The sequence below is a fragment of the Mycolicibacterium mageritense genome, from assembly GCF_010727475.1.
GTDB classification, from domain to species: Bacteria; Actinomycetota; Actinomycetes; order Mycobacteriales; family Mycobacteriaceae; genus Mycobacterium; species Mycobacterium mageritense.
The window spans coordinates 570089-584916 of the sequence record NZ_AP022567.1 but is presented as its reverse complement, the minus strand read 5'-3'; the positions used below and the strand labels follow the sequence as shown (position 1 = coordinate 584916).

Genomic DNA, 14828 nt, shown 5'->3' with positions numbered 1-14828 from the left:
CCTACTTCAGCGTCAGCGGGAGCCGGCGTAGCCGGCGCACCAACAGGCTGGGAAGCCATTCGGCCCTCCCGGCCGGCTGAATGACGTTCGCGCGCGTCAGCAGCTGAGACAGCACGATGCGGGCTTCGAGCCGGGCCAGTACCGCGCCGACGCAGAAGTGCGCTCCTTTCCCGAAGGCCAAGTGGCTCTTGGTGTTCACGCGGTCAAGCCGGAACGTGTCAGGTTCGTCGAAAGCCGCCGGGTCGCGGTTGGCCGCGCCCCACAGCAACAGCAGATGTGACCCCGCAGGCAGCGCGACGTCGGCCAGCGTGGTGTCGGCGAGCACGTGCCGGTAGTGCCCGCGGAACGGCGACTCGTAGCGCAGCACCTCCTCGATGAACGCCGGGATCAGCTCCGGCTCTTCACGTAACCGCGTGACCATGTCCGGCCGCTGGGCCAGAATCCCCGCCGCGCTGCCCAGCAACGACGCCGTAGATTCGGCACCCGCACCGACCAGCTGGGTCAGCATGAAGACCGCGGTGTCGCGTGGCAGCCGCCGGGCCGCGCAGTGCGATGCGAGGTCACCGAGCAGGTCTTCGCCAGGGTGCTCCGCGGCTTCCTCGAATCGGTCGATCAGGTATCCCGCGAGCTCGGTCGCGGCGATGGCGGCCGCCGTGAGCTCGTCGTCGGCGATGAGCCCGTCGAGCAGTTGAGTGCTGGCATAGGCCCACCGCACGAGCTTGTCGACGTCTGTCGCGGGCAGCCCGAGCAACCGGGCCACCACGAGCATCGGCAACCGGTCGGCGACCGCATCCATCCAGTCGAACCGCTCGCCCGCCTCGTTGAGCAGGTCGCGCGCCGTGGCGGCGATGAACGGTTCCAGCTCGGAGATCCGCCTGGCCGCCATCCGGGGCAGCACGAGCTTACGGTGCGCCGCGTGGGCCGGGTCGTCGGCCGTGGCGAGCACGTGGGTCGATCCCCCGGGGCCCTCCATCGCGAAAGTGTTCACGGTGCCGCCCGGCTGATAGGTCATGGTGGCCGTGAGATTGGACGAGAAGTCCTCCGGCCGGGCCGTCGCCTCGACGACGGATTGGAAGGTCGACACCACGAAGAACGGCGCGTCATCGACCTGCTGCACCGGTGCGCCGGCGCGCAGGCGGTCGTAGAGCGGATACGGATCCTGAAGACACCCCGGTGCGAACAGTTCCTGAGCCTGAAGCATTTTCCCAGGTTGGCGAGCTCTTTCGGCCTGGTCAACGCCGCGGGCGAAAGTTGATACGGCGGTGTGTGCGCACGTTTCGCACCGTGGTCTCAGCCGGACGCGGTGACCTGCGGTGCTATTGAGAATCTCCTCTGATTCTGTCTCAATATGCGATAAATTGGCATCGATGTCTCCACGTCGCGAAGACTGGCTGGTGGGCGGCGACCGGCGCGCCCACGCCGCCGAACGCATCTACGCCGCGGCCACCGAGCTCGCGGCCCGCGACGGGCTCGATGTCGACATCGACGCGATCGCCGCGCGCGTGCACTGTTCGCGGGCGACCATCTACCGGCACGCGGGTGGCAAGGCCGAGATCCGCGACGCCGTGCTGTCCCGGTTGGCCACTCGGATCGTCGACGAGGTCCGCAGGCAGGTGCACGGCCTGGCCGGCCCGGACCGCGTGCTGACGGCGGTCACGGTGGCGCTGCGGCTCATCCGCTCCGACCCCATGGCTGATCTGCTGCTGACCTCGCTGCGGAGCGGTGGTGGAGCGGGATTGACCGAATCGCGCGTTCCTGCCGCCTTCGCGACCGAACTCAGCGGCCTCGCGGCGGACGACCCGGCCGCGGCGGGCTGGATCGTGCGGCTCGTGCTGTCGCTTCTGGTCTGGCCTGGCGCCGATGAAGCCGCCGAGCTCGAGCTGCTGCGCCGATTCGTCGTCCCGGCGTTCGCCTAGGCCGGCTTGATGCAGCGAAAACCGATGTGGCTCATGCCGGTATCCACCATCTGTGGCCGCCGCGCGGCGGGCCGGTAGCGCATGCAGTAACTGTCCGCGCACAAGAACGATCCGCCCTTGATGACCTTGCGGGGGATCGTGAACTGCGGCTGGTTCGGGTCCAGGCTGTCGGCCGCGCAGCACGGTGTGGTGGCCCGGTCTTCGCCGTACCAGTCGGTGGTCCACTCCCAGACGTTGCCCGCCATGTCGAAAAGGCCGTAGCCGTTGGGCGCGAAGCTGCCGACCGGTTTGGTTGTGCCGTAGCCGGTTTCGGGCAAGTACGGGAACTCACCGTGCCAATAGTTGGCCAACCGCTCGCCGGCCTGCTCAGGTTCGTCACCCCACGTGTAGGCCGCACCGGCGAGGCCGCCGCGCGCGGCGGTTTCCCATTGCGCCTCGGTGGGCAGAGCCAGTCCGGCCCAGTCGGCGTAGTTCTCGGCGTCGGCGAAGGCGATGTGCACCACCGGATGCCGCTCGCGGCCCTTGAGTGACGATCGGGGGCCACGGGGATGGTTCCAGCACGCACCCGGAGTCCAGGTCCACCACAGATTCAGGTGGCGCAGATCCACCGGGCCCGCGGTGCGCTGGAACACCATCGACCCCGGCACCAGGTTCTCGGGCGGCGCGCCCGGAAAGTCGTCGGGATCGACCGGTCGCTCGGCGACCGTGACATAGCCTGTCGCATCGACGAATTCGGTGAACTGCGCGTTGGTCACCTGGTACGGCTGGATCCAGAACCCATCGACGGTGACCTCACGTGCGGGGGCCTCTTCGGGGTAGTGCGCATCGGAGCCCAGGACGGTGGTCTGGGGCGGGATCCACACCAGGTTCATGCGTCAGCAGAGAAGACCGTCGACCAGTCACCGCGCATGCTCGTGACCGTCCACCCACGGTTGGCTGCCAGCTCCAAAGCCTTCTCCGCACCTGCGGTGTAGTCGAATTCGCGTTCTGCGTCGTCATGGCGCAGCAGCATGCTCATCGACGGCCCGGCGCCTGCCGTGGTGTATTCGAGCATTTCGATGTCGCCGTTGGAGTTGCCCGCGGCGAAGATCGGCCTGCGCCCCACGCGGCCCCAGATGCGCACGGGCTTGACCGGGCCGTCGTCGAGGAACTCTGGGACCGCCGTGGTCTTGAGATGACCGTCGGCGAAGTCGAGACCGACCGAGCTGCCGATGACCCGCTCCGGCGGGATGCCGTACATCTGGGTGGTCACGGGCCGCATGAAGTCACGGCCACCGCCCGACGCGATGTAGTTGGTGAAGCCGTTGCTCTCCAGGTAACGCAGCAGTTCGATCATGGGGGCGTATCCGCATGCCGTGTACGGCCGGTTCAGCTGGGGGTGTCGCGCCCCGGCGAAGAACGCCTTGACGTGCTCGGCGTGGTCCTCGACGGCAAGCCCCGCGTACGCCGAGAGTATGCCGCCGGCAAGGATTTTGAGTGCAGAGTCGTCACCGTTGTAGTGCCTGGTGACGGCGTCTCCGAACCACTGGAGATCGCCCTGGGCAGCGGCCCGGTAGGGCTGCTCGGCAGCCAGGTCGGGATCGGCCGCAGCCTGCTCGGCCAATCGCCGCACCAGGAAGTCGAGTTGGATGTAGGCCGGCTTCTCGACCCACAGCGTGCCGTCGTTGTCGAACACCGCGACGCGCTCCTCGACGGGAACCTGATCGACCGCGCGGCCCACGAAGTCGACGATTGCCGCCTTCGTGGGCCCGTCGTTCCACGAGTCCAGTCCGGCCACGCTCAACCGCCCCGCGTGGCCAGGAACTTCTCCAGTTCCTCCACGGCGTTGTAGATGGTGAACGACGCCGGCTTCTGGCGGGGCGGGAACTCCTTGAACGTCTCCAGGAACTGATTGACGATCGCGCTGGCGTAGAACATGAGGTACAGCCGGTCGATCAGCCAGTCCCAGTATGTGTTCGACGTGACGTCGGCGTGTTCGAACGGGTCGGTGCGGAGGTTGAACAACTTGGGTGCCCGCAGTTTGGTGAACGGCTCGAACCACACTTCCAGCGTGCCCTGGCAGCGCTGCTCCATGAACACGATCTTCCAGTTGTCCGCCCGGATCCCGAGGACGTCGCCGTCGTCGGAGAAGTAGATCATGCCGCGCCTGGGGGATTTGTCGACCTCGCCGGTGAGGTACGGCAGCAGGTTGTAGCCGTCGATGTGCACGCGATAGGTCATGTCGCCGGCCTCGTGCCCGACCTTGAGCTTCTCGACGATATCCGGATCCCCCGCGGCCGCGAGGAAGGTCGGCAGCCAATCATGATGCTGCACAATCTCGTTCGAGACCGTTCCGGCCTTGATCTTCCCGGGCCAGCGGATCAGCTCGGGAATCCGGAACGCGCCTTCCCAGTTGGTGTTCTTCTCACTGCGGAACGGGGTCGTCGCACCGTCGGGCCAGCTGTTGGCGTGCGGGCCGTTGTCGGTGGAGTAGATGACGATGGTGTCCTCGGAGATGCCGAGCTCGTCGACGAGGTCCAGCAGCGTGCCGACATTGCGGTCGTGGTCGATCATCGTGTCGTGATACGGCGACTGCCAGCGCCCTGCTTGCCCCTTGCTCTCGGGCTTGGTGTGGGTCCGAAAATGCATGTGGGTCATGTTCATCCACACGAAGAACGGCGTTCCGGACTCGTGCTGACGCCTGATGAAATCCGCGCAGGCCGCCGTGGTCTCGTCGTCGATGGTCTCCATCCGCTTCTTCGTCAGCGGCCCGGTGTCCTCGATGCGTTGCTTGCCAACCGGGCCGTACCGCGGGTCGACTTCGCCGGAATCCTCCTCGGTGGCCCAGGAGTGGATCACTCCACGCGGCAACAGGGCCTTCCGCAGCAGGGGCGCTTCCTCCGCGGTGGGGTAGTCGTCATGTTCGGGCTCCTCCTCGGCATTGAGGTGGTAGAGGTTGCCGAAGAACTCGTCGAACCCGTGCGCCGTGGGCAGGTACTTGTTCAGATCGCCGAGATGGTTCTTGCCGAATTGCCCGCATGTGTAACCCAAGGGCTTCAGCAGCTCGGCGATGGTCGGATCCTCCTTCTGCAGCCCCACGTCGACACCGGGCATGCCCACCTTGCTCATCCCGGTGCGGTACACGCTCTGACCCGTGATGAACGAGGCCCGGCCGGCGGTGCAGCTCTGCTCACCGTAGGAGTCGGTGAAAAGCATTCCCTCATCGGCGATCCGGTCGATGTTGGGCGTCGAGTAACCCATCATCCCGCGGCTGTAGCAGCTCAGGTTCCAGATCCCGATGTCGTCGCCCCAGATGACGAGGATGTTGGGTTGTGAATTGGGCATCGTTCAGTCCTTCGCGAGGAATTCGTGCAGCTTCTCGACGGCCTGGTCGACGCTGAAGCTCGCCGGGGCGTGGCGCGGCGGGAACTCCTTGAACGTCTCCAGGAACTTCGTGGCCATGGCCGTCGCATAGAACACGAAGAAGTCGTGCCGCAGCAGCCACTCGTAGTAGGTGTTCGACGTGATGTCGGCGTACTCGTACGGGTCGGTGCGCAGGTTGAACAGTTTTGGCACCCGCAGCGGCGTGAACGGTTCCGCCCAGACCCGCAGGGTGCCCTGGCACCGTTGTTCGGCGAACACGATCTTCCAGTTCTCGAAGCGCAGCGCGACCAGGTCGCCGTCGTCCGAGAAGTAGAAGAAGCCGCGCCGGGGGCTGGCATCCACCTCGCCGGTGAGGTACGGCAACAGGTTGTAGCCGTCGATGTGCACCTTGTATTCGGTTTGCCCGTCGGCGCCGGCCCGGTGTCCGTTCTTGAGCTTCTCGGCGATGTCCGGTTCACCCGCGGCGGCCAGCAGGGTCGGCAGCCAGTCGTGGTGCTGGATGATCTCGTTGGAGACGCTGCCCGCCTTGATCTTTCCGGGCCAGCGGATCATCTCGGGCACGCGGAAGGCGCCCTCCCAGTTGGTGTTCTTCTCGCTGCGGAACGGCGTGGTGCCGCCGTCGGGCCAGGTGTTGCGGTGCGGGCCGTTGTCGGTGGAGTAGATGACGATGGTGTCCTCGGCGATGCCGAGCTCGTCCAGCACGTCGAGCACCGTGCCCACGTTGCGGTCGTGGTCGATCATCGTGTCGTGGTAGGGCGATTGCCACAGCCCGGCCTGGCCGCGGCTTTCCGGCTTGGTGTGGGTGTACAGGTGCATATGGGTGAAGTTGCACCATACGAAGAACGGATTGCCCGCCTCGTGTTGCCGCTTGATGTAGTCGAAGGTCCGATCGGCGATGTCCTCGTCGATCGTCTCCATGCGCTTGGTGTTGAGCGGGCCCGTGTCGGTGATGGTCTGCTTGCCGACCGGGCCGAACTTCGGGTCGTCGGGCTCGGTCGACACCTCGTCGGTGGCCTTGCAGTCCAGCACACCACGTGGTTTGGCCAGTTGATAGAGCCTCGGGTACCGGTCCTCGTGCGGATAGTCGAAGTTCTCCGGCTCTTCCTCGGCGTTGAGGTGGTAGAGGTTGCCGTAGAACTCGTCGAAGCCGTGCACGGTCGGCAGATACTTGTTGAGGTCGCCGAAGTGGTTTTTGCCGAACTGACCGGTGGCGTAACCGAGTGGTTTGAGCAGCTCGGCGATCGTGGGATCCTCGGCGGCCCAGCCGATGTCGACGCCGGGCACGCCCACTTTGCTCATCCCGGTGCGGTACACGCTCTGCCCACTGATGAACGCGGCGCGCCCGGCGGTGCAGCTTTGCTCACCGTAGGAGTCGGTGAAGCGCATGCCCTCGTTGGCGATGCGGTCGATGTTGGGGGTGCGGTATCCCATCAGGCCGTCGCTGTAACAACTCAGGTTGCTGATGCCGATGTCGTCGCCCCAGATCACCAGAATGTTCGGTTTGCCGTCAGGCATGAGTGCCCCCTCGTATCGGATCAACCTGCGTCCGTTGGACTTTATGCGGTCTGCGTCGGCTGCGGTGCGGGTTGAGCGGTCCGGCGCGGAAATTTATGCGAATGTCCACTCTGGCGTTGCGGGCGGTCGCGGCGCACCCTGGAGAGCGGAGGGTGATCGACATGTACGACAAAGATTTGTCCAACAAATGGATCGTCGAGATCGAGTTCTCCGAGGACGACGTCCATACCCACGCATCGGCCCGCGCGCAGCTGCGCGACGACACCATGGCCGCGACGGGCGACGCCTATCGCAATCCGAGAGACCCGAGTGCGCCCATGATCGGTGAGGAGATCGCCGCGGCACGTGCGCTCATCACGCTGGGCACCGAGCTCCTGCACGAGGCGTCTGCGCGGATCGAGCAGGCCACGCACCATCCGGTGCACCTGTACCGCTGACAGGTGGCGCTGGCGGTATGCGTGCTGTTCGACCGACGTTCAGATCGGGCGATCCGTGCATTGTGGGATCGCATCGAACAGCAGGGGGTGGCGAGTCTGCGTTCGCACACCCATGGCAGGCATGTGCCGCATCTGTCCTATGCGGTGCTGCGCCGCTGGGACCAGGCCGCGGTGACGAATGCACTCGCAGCCGCCGGGCGCGGAGAGCCGGTCCAGCTGACGTTCGACGGCGTGGGCTTCTTTCGGCGCGGCCGGGTCTGGCTGGTGGCCGGGGTGAGCGCGGATCTGGTTGCCCGCCAAGAACATGTCGTCGATCTCGTCACCGCCACCGGTGCTGAACTGCACAAGCACTACCGACCCGGAACGTGGTTGCCGCACTGCTCGCTGGCGCCGCGAGCCACGTTGGCGCAGTTGCCCGCGGTGGTTGCCACGGTGATGGATGTGTTGCCACTTCACGCCACGCTGGACCATGCGGCGCTAATCAACAGCGCGACAGCGCAGATCACCCCGTTGCCGGTGGTGCCGTGAGCTACGCGGGAACCGGCTGTGTGGCCGACTTGCCTGCCATCTGGTGGAACAGGTCGACGTAGTACGGCAGGCATTCGACCAAGGCCTGCTGCGTGGTGAACAGCGGCACGTAGCCCAGGTCGCGCTTGGCCTTGGCGATCGAGAAGTAGTTGTTGAGGTAAAGCCGTTCCACGGCAAGGGGTTCGATCAACGGCTCGGGGATGCCGAACTTGAAGTGCAGCCGCTGCCACAGCGTCATGGCCTTGTGGACCAGCCGGCCGGGTACCCGGACGTTGGGCAGCTTGCGGCCACACGCCGCGATCACCGGGCGTGCGAACTCGAACATGTTGACGGGCTCGCCGTCGTTGATGAAATACGCCTGACCTGGCGCGGTCCCACCGGGAACCAGGTGTTCGGCGGCCAGGATGAACCCGTGAATCAGGTTGTGGACGTAGGAATTGTCCAGCTTGATGTTCTTGTTGCCGACAAGCACCTTGACGTGTCCGGCCAGCACGTTCTCGAAAACCTTGCGGAACATGGTCTGATCGCCGCGGCCCCAGATGCCGCTGGGGCGGATGGAGCACGTGAGCATGTCATGCTCGCCGTTCTGGCCGAGCACGAACTTCTCGGCGATCACCTTGGTCTCTGTGTAAAGGTCGTTGAACCGCTGGGTGTACGGCATGGTCTCGTCGCCGCTGACGATGTTCTGCCCGCCCATCACGACGCTGTTGGACGCGGTGTAGACGAACCGCTTGACGCCGGCCGTCTGCGCCGCGCGTACCAGGTTCTTGGTGCCCTCGACGTTGACGGCGAAGCTGCGCTGCCGGTACTCCTCGGTCACCGAGGCGCCGCCCATGAGGTCGATGATGGCCGCGGTGTGGAAGATGGTGTCGACGTCTTTGACCGCCGTGGCGACGGTTTCCGGATCGCAGATGTCGCCCTCGAGTACCTCCAGGCCCGCGTGGTCCGGCAGGGGAGACGGTGCGCGGTCGAACGAGCGCACCGCATATCCGCGGTCGAGCAGTTCGGTCACCAGGTTGGCGCCGACGAAGCCGGAGCCGCCGGTTACCAGGACACGGCCGAGTTCAGTCGTCAGGGATGCGTCACGCATGAGGAGCAGCATAACTGAAACACGTTCCAGTTTCGACTACGTCTGGTGGAATCGGTTGCCGAGTCAATCGTCGTCACCTTCCCGTGCGGCCAGTGCCTGCTCGACGCGTTGACGGGCGCCGGCTAAATGTTCTTCGCACCGTTTTGCCAGCGCTTCGCCTCTTTCCCAGAGATTCAGCGAAGCATCAAGGTCGAGCCCGCCCTGCTCGAGCTGCTGCACGACAGCGATCAGTTCATCGCGCGCCTCTTCGTACCCCAGCTCACTAATGGGCTTCATTCCGATCCTTCTGCCGTGCTGTTCTCGGGGCCTTCGCTCACCGCGACGACCACACCGTCGGACACCCGCACCCGCAGCTGGGTGCCACTCGGCGCGTCGGCGACCGAACGCAGAACGGCCGGTGTACCGGCTGTCGGCACGGTCTGTACCACGGCGTATCCGCGGGCCAGTGTCGCGGCCGGACCCAGTGTGCTCAACCGGGCCGACAGATGGCGGATCGTCTCGTCCTCGGCGCTGATCAGCCGCGTGATGTCGCGCTGTGCCGTGGTGCGAGCCCGGTGGATCTCGTCGGCGCGGGTGGCCAGCACGGCCAGGGGTTGCGCCATGACTGGCCGGCTGCGCAGCTGGTCGAGGTGGTGCTGTTCGCGGTGCACCCAGTTGCGTAGGGCCCGGGCGCTGCGCCGGTGCAGGTCGTCGACCAGTGCCTGCTCGGCCGCGGCGTCGGGCACGATGCGTTTGGCCGCGTCGGTCGGGGTGGCCGCGCGTACGTCGGCGACCAGGTCGGACAGGGGAGTGTCGGGTTCGTGGCCGATCGCACTGACCACCGGGGTCCGGCACGCCACGATGGCCCGGCACAGCGTCTCGTCGGAGAACGGCAGCAGATCCTCGACGCTGCCGCCGCCGCGCGCGAGCACGATGACGTCGACCGCCGGATCGGCATCGAGTGCTGCCAGCGCCTCCACGATCTGGGGCACCGCGTTGGGGCCCTGCACGATGGTGTTGCGGATCGCGAAGCGCACCGCGGGCCATCGCGTGGACGCGACCGTGGTGACGTCGCGTTCGGCGGCGGAGGCCCGGCCCGTGATCAGGCCGACGGTGTTGGGCAGAAACGGGATTGGGCGCTTGAGCCGGGGATCGAACAGTCCTTCGGCGTCGAGCAGGCGGCGCAGCCGCTCGATGCGTGCGAGCAGTTCGCCGATGCCCACCGCGCGAATCTCGCTGACCCGCAACGAGAATGTGCCGCGGCCGGTGTAGAAGTTGGGCTTGCCGCAGATGACCACCTGCGTGCCCTCGGACAGTCGCACCGGCGCGTTGCGCACGAGATCACGAGGACAGGTCAGGGTGAGCGACATGTCGGCAGCCGGATCGCGCAGCACCATGAAGACGGTCTTGGAATCCGGGCGCACCTTGAGCTCGGTGAGCTGGCCTTCGACCCAGACGGTGCCGAGGCGGTCGATCCACTTCGCGACGCGGGTCGCGACGGCCCGGACCGGCCAGGGGTTCTCCGGCGACTGACCCGGTTCGGTCACTTGGCGGTCGCGCGGGTGATCCTGTTGGCGATCAGCGTCACGAACGGGGCGCGGGCCCGGCCGGCCTCCTCGTACGCCAGCAGCGCTTCGAGATCGGCAACCCGCAGCGACGTCAGCCGGGCCCGCAGCTGCGCGAGGGTCAGCGCGTCGTAACCCAGCTCATCGGCGATCGCGGGCGCTGCGCCGGACGTGGTCGCGGGCTTGGGCTGGCCGTTGGAGCTTTCCGGTTCGCCCGAGCTGTACAGCGCGAAGCGGCCCTCGGTGCTGCGGGGCGCGGCAGGTGCGTCGTCGTCTGCGTCGGATTCGAGATCCTCGTCGAACGTGGCCCACTCGGGCTGTTCGTCCTTGGGCGGAAACAGCTGTTCGAGCGCTTCGTCACCCTTGATGACCAGCTCGGCGAGATTCTGCTGCACGTGCATGACGATGTTGGCGGCCTGGCTGGCCACGGTCATCGGGTACGTGAGAATGGTGTGGGGCAGCCTGCGGGTCTCCTCGATCGCGGTCACCGCCGCGCCTACGAGCAGCCGGACCCCATACGGTGCAGTTCCCATGGCCAACAGACTACGGCTGGCTCCCGTGTGCGGTGTCCCCGTACCCTGGTGACATGCCGCCGACAGTGAATATGGGTATCCCGGGTGCGTCCAGCTCGGTGGCCACCGCAACCGGCGGCAAGCGCGTCTTGCTGGCCGAGCCGCGGGGTTACTGCGCAGGGGTCGACCGTGCCGTCGAGACCGTCGAACGTGCGCTGGAGAAGCACGGCGCGCCGGTCTATGTCCGGCACGAGATCGTGCACAACGTGCACGTCGTGCAGACGCTCGCCAAGGCGGGCGCCATCTTCGTCGACGAGACCGACCAGGTGCCGGAAGGCTCCATCGTCGTGTTCTCGGCGCACGGGGTGGCCCCGACAGTGCACGAGAGCGCCGCCGAACGCGACCTCAAGGTCATCGACGCCACGTGCCCGCTGGTGACCAAGGTGCACAACGAGGCCAAACGGTTCGCCCGCGACGACTACGACATCCTGCTCATCGGCCACGAAGGCCATGAAGAGGTGATCGGCACGGCAGGCGAGGCGCCCGATCATGTGCAGCTCGTCGACGGGCCGGACTCGGTTGACAACGTGACGGTCCGCGACGAGGACAAGGTGATCTGGCTCTCGCAGACCACGCTGTCCGTCGACGAGACCATGGAGACCGTGCAGCGGCTGCGCGAGAAGTTCCCCAAACTGCAGGATCCGCCGAGCGACGACATCTGCTACGCCACCCAGAACCGTCAGGTTGCCGTCAAGGCCATGGCTCCGGAGTGCGAGCTGGTGATCGTGGTCGGCTCGCGGAACTCGTCGAACTCGGTGCGGTTGGTCGAAGTGGCGCTCGGCGCCGGATCCAAGGCCGCCCACCTGGTCGACTACGCCGACGACATCGATCCGGGGTGGCTGGACGGCGTGACCACCGTCGGCGTCACGTCGGGTGCGTCCGTGCCCGAGATCCTGGTGCGCGGTGTGCTGGAACGGCTGTCCGAATGCGGTTTCGACACCGTGCAGCCCGTGACCACCGCCAACGAAACCCTGGTGTTCGCGCTGCCGCGGGAGATTCGCCCGCCGCGGGCCTGACCTGCTAGCTGTCGTACTTCCACGTCGAGGAGCGCGGCCGCGTCCGGTACTCGGTGCGGTCGTCCTCGTCGTCGACACCGCGGTAACGCACGCGCGACACCGGATGATGAGTCGAGCGGCCCGTCGGCGCTCCATGGCCGTTGCCCGACCGTGGCTCGAAGGGCTCCTCGAACGGCTGGTAGCCATCGAAGCGTCGGCGACGCTGCGGGCGGTCGCTGCTCGCCGCTGAGCGCCGTTCCGGGGGTGGTTGCTTGCGGGGCTCGCGCGGCTGCGTGCGGACGCGACGGCGTGGCTCGGCCGGGGGCACCACCGGCGGCTCGCCTGCGGCTCGTGGCGGACGGGGCCGGCGTGGACGTTCGGGCCGTTCCGGCAGCGGCTCGCCGAATTCGTCGACGCGGGGCCGGGCCGGACGCGTCCGCGTCGGGGCGCCGCGCTTGGTCGTGCGGCGCTCGCCGCGGGCGGCACTCTCGCCAGTCGCCGCGGGCCTGCGCCGTGGTGGCCGGTCCGACGTCCGGCGGCGCGGACGAGGCGGCTCCGCGTCGGCATCGGCTGCCACCGATTTGCGGCTCGCAGGTTTGCGGAGCACCAAACCTGAAAACTTCGCTGTGATGGCCGCCACAAATCCTGCCGCGCCGGCCTTCTCGGCCGTTTTGCGTCCAGCGGACTTCTGCGACGTCTCGTTCGAACCGCGGGTCGACAGCCCGAAGTACCAGCGGGCCAGGCCGATCAGCAAGACTGCCGCCGACGTGAACAACATCAGCGGGAAACGTTCGATCAGCGGATATCCACAGTTGATTGCCAGGTCTTTCAAGCCACCCAATTGGCCACCGTGAAACAGGAAATAGGCGCCGGGAACCGACCCGAAGAGGATCAGCGGAGGCTGGATGACCGCGGTAAACACGCCCGCCTGCCGTACCACCAACACCGCGAGCAGACACCCGAGCGAGTAGCAGACCGCGAACACCGAACTGAGTTCCCGGTCACCCGAACCTGCGTCGAAAGCAAACCCGATCGCGGTAGCCGTTACCGCCAGCAGCACAGCACCCCACCACGGCACACCTGCATATTTAGGGTGCACAGAGCGGTGGTCAGCCGGCACTGCCGACTGTGCGCGCTGTCCTGACACAGCTAGACCGTACCGGCTCCCGGGGGCGTCGTGCTGCCAGCATGCGACGGCGTGCCTCACACTCTCTGGCAGACTGTGGTTCCTGTGAGCCTGAACCTGGGAATCGTCGGTTTGCCGAACGTCGGTAAGTCGACCTTGTTCAACGCCCTGACACGCAACAACGTGTTGGCGGCCAACTACCCCTTCGCGACCATCGAGCCCAACGAGGGCGTGGTGCCGCTGCCCGATCCCCGGCTCGGTGAGCTCGCCAAGATGTTCGGCTCGGAGAAGCTCGTGCCCGCGCCGGTGACGTTCGTCGACATCGCAGGCATCGTGAAAGGCGCCTCCGAAGGGGCGGGCCTCGGCAACAAGTTCCTGGCCAACATTCGCGAATGCGACGCCATTTGCCAGGTGGTGCGGGTCTTCACCGACGACGACGTGGTGCACGTCGACGGCCGGGTCGACCCACGGTCCGACATCGAGGTCATCGAGACCGAACTGATCCTGGCCGACATGCAGACGCTGGAGAAGGCCATTCCCCGGCTCGAGAAGGAAGCGCGCAACAACAAGGAGCGCAAGCCGGTGTACGACGCGGCCGTGGCCGCTGCGGCCGTGCTCGACTCCGGTAAGACGCTGTTCTCGGCGAGCGCCGACGCGTCGCTGCTGCGTGAACTGAACCTGTTGACCACCAAACCGTTCCTTTACGTCTTCAACGCCGACGAGCGCGTGCTGACCGACGAGGCGCGCAAGGCCGAGCTGCGCGAGCTGGTCGCGCCGGCCGACGCGGTGTTCCTCGACGCCAAGATCGAAGCCGAGCTGCTCGAGCTCGACGACGAGTCCGCCGCCGAGCTGCTCGAGTCGATCGGGCAGACCGAACGCGGGCTCGACGCACTGGCCCGGGCCGGGTTCCACACCCTGCGGTTGCAGACGTATCTGACCGCCGGCCCGAAAGAGGCGCGCGCCTGGACCATCCACCAGGGCGACACCGCACCCAAGGCCGCCGGAGTGATCCACACCGACTTCGAGAAGGGCTTCATCAAGGCCGAGGTGGTTTCGTTCGCCGACCTGGTCGAGGCGGGATCGATGGCGGCGGCCAAGGCCGCGGGCAAGGTCCGCATGGAAGGCAAGGACTACGTCATGGCCGACGGTGACGTGGTCGAGTTCCGCTTTAACGTGTAGGCAGCAGGTTTGTCGCTCGATCGTCGCCGATTGATCGGCAGACGTGCGACGATGGCTCTCGACGTTGATGACGCCTTGGAGTCTCATGGAAACAGTAGCGGCGCAGACCGGTGACTTCGATTGGGATTCGCCGCCATCGTTGGGGACCACCGAACATGCGTTGTGGCTGGCCCACTGGCACTTCCAGTTCGAAAATCCCGATCAGCTTCCGATGCTGGAGAAGCTCTACCATGACGACATCGTGTGGGAGGTGCCGTCTCGCCGGGTGATACATCGCGGCAAGAGGGACGTCCTCGAAAACTACGCGAAGATCTTCGAGAGCTGTGCAGAGCCGAAGGTGGTTCCAGTCGAGCGCTATGGAACGCCTGATCGGGTGTTCGACGATCTGGAGATGACCTTCAAGCTCATCGACGGCAAAGGGTTTCCCAACCATCCGCTCCCCGTCGGTACGCGAGTGGCGCTACGGGTAGTGCACAACTTCCACATCCAGGACGGCCTGATCGTCCGTGAGAACGGCTACGAAATGTGGCGGCCCGACATCAGTTGGTAGGCCACCGCCGCTG

16 protein-coding genes are annotated in these 14828 nt (G+C 66.3%); 6 read left to right on the top strand and 10 right to left on the bottom strand.

Features of this window, described 5'->3' with window-relative positions; genetic code table 11:
* Position 1 precedes the first annotated feature (1 nt).
* Positions 2-1201 carry a cytochrome P450 gene (locus G6N67_RS02800; protein WP_051579051.1) on the bottom strand — a complete coding sequence of 400 codons (1200 nt, stop codon included), beginning with the start codon at positions 1199-1201 and terminating at the stop codon, positions 2-4.
* Positions 1202-1367: 166 nt separating this feature from the next.
* Here G6N67_RS02800 and G6N67_RS02795 point away from each other — a divergent pair, with 166 nt between their 5' ends.
* Positions 1368-1916 carry a TetR/AcrR family transcriptional regulator gene (locus tag G6N67_RS02795; protein WP_036437807.1) on the top strand — a complete coding sequence of 183 codons (549 nt, stop codon included), beginning with the start codon at positions 1368-1370 and terminating at the stop codon, positions 1914-1916.
* On the opposite strand, the gene G6N67_RS02790 is transcribed toward G6N67_RS02795, so the two are convergent.
* The 4 genes from G6N67_RS02790 to G6N67_RS02775 are packed head-to-tail and all read right to left on the bottom strand — an operon-like array spanning position 1913 to position 6794.
* Entirely contained in the window at positions 1913-2788 is an 876-nt protein-coding gene (locus G6N67_RS02790; protein WP_036437804.1) for a formylglycine-generating enzyme family protein, read from the bottom strand. The genes G6N67_RS02795 and G6N67_RS02790 overlap by 4 nt on opposite strands.
* Positions 2785-3699: an HAD family hydrolase gene (locus G6N67_RS02785; RefSeq protein ID WP_051579050.1), complete on the bottom strand. Its 915-nt coding sequence runs from the start codon at positions 3697-3699 to the stop codon at positions 2785-2787. Before G6N67_RS02785 ends, G6N67_RS02790 begins: the two co-directional genes overlap by 4 nt.
* Positions 3696-5240: an arylsulfatase gene (locus G6N67_RS02780; protein ID WP_036437803.1), complete on the bottom strand. Its 1545-nt coding sequence runs from the start codon at positions 5238-5240 to the stop codon at positions 3696-3698. Before G6N67_RS02780 ends, G6N67_RS02785 begins: the two co-directional genes overlap by 4 nt.
* Positions 5241-5243: 3 nt before the next feature.
* Positions 5244-6794 carry an arylsulfatase gene (locus tag G6N67_RS02775; RefSeq protein ID WP_036437801.1) on the bottom strand — a complete coding sequence of 517 codons (1551 nt, stop codon included), beginning with the start codon at positions 6792-6794 and terminating at the stop codon, positions 5244-5246.
* 161 nt (positions 6795-6955) lie between these two features.
* On the opposite strand from G6N67_RS02775, the gene G6N67_RS02770 reads away from it, so the two are divergent.
* Together G6N67_RS02770 and G6N67_RS02765 are read left to right on the top strand one after the other, a co-directional pair.
* Positions 6956-7231, top strand: a complete 276-nt coding sequence (locus G6N67_RS02770; protein ID WP_036437798.1) for a DUF1876 domain-containing protein — start codon at positions 6956-6958, stop codon at positions 7229-7231.
* Between the two features lie 3 nt (positions 7232-7234).
* Positions 7235-7759 (top strand): 2'-5' RNA ligase family protein, encoded by a 525-nt coding sequence (locus tag G6N67_RS02765; protein ID WP_036437795.1) that lies wholly within the window; start codon positions 7235-7237, stop codon positions 7757-7759.
* A gap of 1 nt (position 7760) precedes the next feature.
* Here the strand turns inward: G6N67_RS02765 and G6N67_RS02760 are convergent, their stop codons facing one another.
* From G6N67_RS02760 to G6N67_RS02745, 4 genes are all read right to left on the bottom strand, one after another.
* Positions 7761-8849, bottom strand: coding sequence for a 3-beta-hydroxysteroid dehydrogenase (locus G6N67_RS02760; protein WP_036438685.1), 1089 nt, complete (start codon positions 8847-8849; stop codon positions 7761-7763).
* 63 nt (positions 8850-8912) lie between these two features.
* On the bottom strand, positions 8913-9125 hold the full coding sequence (locus G6N67_RS02755; RefSeq protein WP_036437792.1) for an exodeoxyribonuclease VII small subunit: 213 nt from the start codon (positions 9123-9125) through the stop codon (positions 8913-8915).
* Entirely contained in the window at positions 9122-10375 is a 1254-nt protein-coding gene (gene xseA, locus G6N67_RS02750; protein WP_036437789.1) for an exodeoxyribonuclease VII large subunit, read from the bottom strand. Before xseA ends, G6N67_RS02755 begins: the two co-directional genes overlap by 4 nt.
* Positions 10372-10926 (bottom strand): lipid droplet-associated protein, encoded by a 555-nt coding sequence (locus G6N67_RS02745; RefSeq protein ID WP_036437787.1) that lies wholly within the window; start codon positions 10924-10926, stop codon positions 10372-10374. Before G6N67_RS02745 ends, xseA begins: the two co-directional genes overlap by 4 nt.
* 53 nt (positions 10927-10979) lie before the next feature.
* Here G6N67_RS02745 and G6N67_RS02740 point away from each other — a divergent pair, with 53 nt between their 5' ends.
* The gene (locus tag G6N67_RS02740; protein ID WP_036437785.1) at positions 10980-11981 is read left to right on the top strand and encodes a 4-hydroxy-3-methylbut-2-enyl diphosphate reductase; all 1002 of its coding nucleotides are present in this window, start codon (positions 10980-10982) and stop codon (positions 11979-11981) included.
* A gap of 4 nt (positions 11982-11985) precedes the next feature.
* Here G6N67_RS02740 and G6N67_RS02735 read toward each other — a convergent pair whose 3' ends face one another.
* The gene (locus G6N67_RS02735) at positions 11986-13107 is read right to left on the bottom strand and encodes a DUF6542 domain-containing protein (protein ID WP_036437784.1); all 1122 of its coding nucleotides are present in this window, start codon (positions 13105-13107) and stop codon (positions 11986-11988) included.
* 84 nt (positions 13108-13191) lie between these two features.
* On the opposite strand from G6N67_RS02735, the gene ychF reads away from it, so the two are divergent.
* On the top strand, positions 13192-14265 hold the full coding sequence (gene ychF, locus G6N67_RS02730; RefSeq protein WP_036437781.1) for a redox-regulated ATPase YchF: 1074 nt from the start codon (positions 13192-13194) through the stop codon (positions 14263-14265).
* Positions 14266-14350: 85 nt separating this feature from the next.
* Positions 14351-14815: a nuclear transport factor 2 family protein gene (locus G6N67_RS02725; RefSeq protein WP_051579049.1), complete on the top strand. Its 465-nt coding sequence runs from the start codon at positions 14351-14353 to the stop codon at positions 14813-14815.
* Positions 14816-14828: the final 13 nt, after the last annotated feature.

Excerpts from the sequence above, each read along its gene's own strand:
- G6N67_RS02800 (WP_051579051.1), bottom strand. The coding sequence starts at position 1,201 with ATGCTTCAGGCTCAGGAACTGTTCGCACCGGGGTGTCTTCAGGATCCG.
- G6N67_RS02795 (WP_036437807.1), top strand. The coding sequence starts at position 1,368 with ATGTCTCCACGTCGCGAAGACTGGCTGGTGGGCGGCGACCGGCGCGCC.
- G6N67_RS02790 (WP_036437804.1), bottom strand. The coding sequence starts at position 2,788 with ATGAACCTGGTGTGGATCCCGCCCCAGACCACCGTCCTGGGCTCCGAT.
- G6N67_RS02780 (WP_036437803.1), bottom strand. The coding sequence starts at position 5,240 with ATGCCCAATTCACAACCCAACATCCTCGTCATCTGGGGCGACGACATC.
- G6N67_RS02775 (WP_036437801.1), bottom strand. The coding sequence starts at position 6,794 with ATGCCTGACGGCAAACCGAACATTCTGGTGATCTGGGGCGACGACATC.
- G6N67_RS02770 (WP_036437798.1), top strand. The coding sequence starts at position 6,956 with ATGTACGACAAAGATTTGTCCAACAAATGGATCGTCGAGATCGAGTTC.
- G6N67_RS02760 (WP_036438685.1), bottom strand. The coding sequence starts at position 8,849 with ATGCGTGACGCATCCCTGACGACTGAACTCGGCCGTGTCCTGGTAACC.
- G6N67_RS02755 (WP_036437792.1), bottom strand. The coding sequence starts at position 9,125 with ATGAAGCCCATTAGTGAGCTGGGGTACGAAGAGGCGCGCGATGAACTG.
- G6N67_RS02745 (WP_036437787.1), bottom strand. The coding sequence starts at position 10,926 with ATGGGAACTGCACCGTATGGGGTCCGGCTGCTCGTAGGCGCGGCGGTG.
- G6N67_RS02740 (WP_036437785.1), top strand. The coding sequence starts at position 10,980 with ATGCCGCCGACAGTGAATATGGGTATCCCGGGTGCGTCCAGCTCGGTG.
- G6N67_RS02725 (WP_051579049.1), top strand. The coding sequence starts at position 14,351 with ATGGAAACAGTAGCGGCGCAGACCGGTGACTTCGATTGGGATTCGCCG.